Raw genomic sequence first — 1,316 nt, 5'->3', positions numbered from 1 at the left:
CATTTGCTATATTTGGAATATTAGGTTACTTATTCTATTCATTTATATTTGGAGCTTTAGGAGCTTTAGTATCAAAAACAGAAGAAATATCAACAAGTGTTGGACCTATAATGATGATATTTATTGTAGTATTTCTTATTAGCATATTTGGATTGACAAAAGGAGATAGTGTATTGATGAAGGTTTGTTCATATATACCATTTGCATCTCCAATGACTATGATAGTAAGGGTTGCAACTGGAGCTATTACATCAATGGAATTCATAATATCTGCATTAATATTAATAGTATCAACTGTATTAGCAGGAATATGTGGTTCTAAGATATATAGAATGGCTACACTTATGTATGGAAATCCAATAAAATTGAAAAATGCTTTAAAATGGCTTAAGGCTGAAAAATAAGTCAACAGAACAAGGAAAATAGTCAGGAGGAGTTGTATGCCATTAAATAATCGTTTAAAAGAATATAGGGCTAAGATTAATGTAAATCAAACGGAAATGGGTCGTTTAGTAGGAGTATCTAGACAAACAATTAGCCAGATTGAACGAGGGGACTACTCTCCATCAGTAACTTTAGCATTAAAAATAGCAAAGGTTTTGGAAGCAAGAGTGGAAGATATTTTTAGTTATGAGGAGGATAATGACCATGAATAGAGAGCATGTGGAAGAAATCAAAAAAGAAGACAAAAAAGCATTTAAAGGCTATGTTGCCATGCTAGTGATATCTGGAATTATTGGTGGAATAATCGGTGCCTCATCTGTATACTTAAAAAAATTCATTGGAGAGAGTCTTCCTAATTTACTAATGAGTATATTTGAGACAATTACACCATTTGCAAGTATTGTGCTTTCTATATTAGTAATAATAATAAATAGAATAATTTATAATAAATCACGAAAAGAGTATGATTTATGGAGTGAAACAAATGAAGATGATGATATAATAGACAAAATTGAATTAAGATTATCTTATATACTTTTACTTACTTCTGTAAATATGATTCTTGGATTTTTCTTCTTTGGAATAGGGAGTATGTTATTAGTATTTGATAAAATAAATGGCGGTTTTGGTGCTGATTTTAGTATTATAAACTTTCTTTGTTTATTTGTAGGATTTATACTATGTATGGCTTCTTCAACGCTAATTCAAAAGAAAATAATTAATTTACAAAAAGAAATTAATCCTTTGTTAAAGGGAAGTGTATATGATTTAAAATTCAATAAAAAATGGTTGGACAGCTGTGATGAAGCAATAAAATTAGGAATATTTAAAAGTGCTTATAAAGCATATACATCTGTATCTACAACATGTGT

Annotated in this window: 3 protein-coding genes; all 3 read left to right on the top strand. The window is 29.0% G+C overall.

Features of this window, described 5'->3' with window-relative positions; translation table 11 throughout:
- A partial coding sequence (locus J7G74_RS16505) for an ABC transporter permease (RefSeq protein ID WP_297137421.1) occupies positions 1–404 on the top strand: 404 nt, incomplete at its 5' end.
- Between the two features lie 36 nt (positions 405–440).
- On the top strand, positions 441–656 hold the full coding sequence (locus J7G74_RS16500; protein ID WP_297137418.1) for a helix-turn-helix transcriptional regulator: 216 nt from the start codon (positions 441–443) through the stop codon (positions 654–656).
- On the top strand, positions 649–1,316 hold a 668-nt coding region (locus J7G74_RS16495), incomplete at its 3' end, for a DUF3169 family protein (protein WP_297137416.1). The genes J7G74_RS16500 and J7G74_RS16495, both read left to right, overlap by 8 nt.

Origin of the sequence: Terrisporobacter sp. (assembly GCF_017888745.1) — a bacterium.
In the GTDB taxonomy this organism is placed as follows: Bacteria; Bacillota; Clostridia; order Peptostreptococcales; family Peptostreptococcaceae; genus Terrisporobacter.
Note: the sequence above shows the minus strand (reverse complement) of the source record. Positions and strands in the feature narration are given on the sequence as shown.